Annotated in this window: 1 protein-coding gene; it reads right to left on the minus strand. The window is 62.9% G+C overall.

Annotation, left to right across the window (positions count from 1 at the left end):
- Positions 1-155 precede the first annotated feature (155 nt).
- On the minus strand, positions 156-1,703 hold a 1,548-nt coding region (locus ACTS2Z_RS12235; protein ID WP_442573491.1), incomplete at its 5' end, for a ribonuclease J.

Consider the following 1,703-nt stretch of genomic DNA (forward strand, 5'->3'; position numbering starts at 1 on the left):
AGACAAAAACAACACGAACGCCCAGATGGGGAAAATCCCTGGGCTCTGTCGCGTCAACCGCTCCGTAAAGCTCGGCATAGACGCGCGTGGCCGCGCGGACATCGGGCGTTGCGACGCCGACATGGTTCAGTCTGCCGATCTTCATGTGTTGCACCTCACGTCATCAAAACCATGGCTTCCACGACAGGCTTCTTGCCCCAGAGGCGGTTGGCTTCACGACGGACAGCCTGCCGGACAGCCTCCTCCACCTCGTCCTCATCGCGCCGGGCCTTCTGACGAAGCTGGCCAAACGCCCGTTCAGCCGCATCGGCCAGCGCATCGAGGAATTCATCCATATCGTTGTCTTCGCCGTCCGGCACCCCCAAAGCGCGGATATCGGGCCCGGACACAATGTCGCCCTTGGGCGAGACCGCCAGCGCCACCGCAATGGCGCCGCCGTAGGCGAGCTTGCGCCGTTCGCGCATCGAGACATTGTCGGCCTCGACAATGAAGTTGCCATCAAGGTGCAGCCGGCCTGAAGGCGCCTCGTCGATGATCCGGGCACCGTCGGCATTGATGGCGATCAGGCTGCCATTCTTCGGGACGAGCGATGCGGGAACGCCCAGGGATTTCGCATAGGCGGCATGTTCGATGAGGTGGCGCGCTTCGCCATGGACCGGAATGGCGACCTTTGGCCGGGCCCATTCATACATCTGGCGCAGTTCGTCCCGGCAGGGATGGCCGGAGACGTGCACATGACGCTCCCGCTCGGTGATGATCTTCACACCGCGCAGCGCCAGCTTGTTCATCATCTCGAAAATGCCGCGCTCATTGCCCGGAATGATGCGCGAGGAAAAGATCACCGTATCGCCATTGCCGAGCGAAATATTGGGATGGTTGCCGTCCGCGATACGAGAGAGTGCAGCGCGCGGTTCGCCCTGCGATCCGGTACAGACAAAGGCGATCTTGTCGCTGGGGAAATAGCCGGCCTCGTCCTCTTCCACAAAGGGTGCGCACGATTGCAAGAGGCCCACCGCCTTCGCGGCAGCCGACATGCGGTGCATGGAGCGCCCCAGTAGGCAGACCCGGCGCCCATTGGCCTCTGCAGCCAGAATGGCCGTTTCCAGCCGGGCGACATTGGAGGCAAAGGCAGCGATGGCCACCTTGCCCTTCTGCTCGGCAATAACCTTTGTAAGGTTCTCGCGCACACTGCCTTCCGAGCCAGCCTCGCCCGGCGTGAAGACGTTGGTGCTGTCGCACACCATGGCAAGGATGCCCTCCTTGCCCAGAGCCTTGATGGCTTCAGGGTCGGTCGGCGCACCGATCAGGGGTTCGGGATCGATCTTCCAGTCACCGGTGTGCAGGATCAGACCTGCAGGCGTGCGGATCGCCAGCCCGTTCGGCTCCGGTATGGAGTGGGTGAGCGTGATCAGTTCCAGGTCAAACGGTCCGATCTCGAACCGCCCGGTCAACGAAATCTCGCGCACCTTGGCTTCACCGAGCAGTCCGCGTTCAGCCAGGCGGTCGCGCATCAGCCAGGCGGTGAAGGGCGTCGCGTAGATGGGGCAGCGCAGGCGCTCCCACAGATAGGCGACTGCGCCCATATGATCTTCGTGGGCGTGGGTCAGCACGATGCCGAGCAATTGGTGACGGCGTTCCTCGATGAAGCGCGGATCGGGAAGGATAACGTCAACGCCGGGCGTGGAGAGGTCCCCGAACGTCAC

This window comes from Glycocaulis sp. (assembly GCF_052168375.1).
In the GTDB taxonomy this organism is placed as follows: Bacteria; Pseudomonadota; Alphaproteobacteria; order Caulobacterales; family Maricaulaceae; genus Glycocaulis.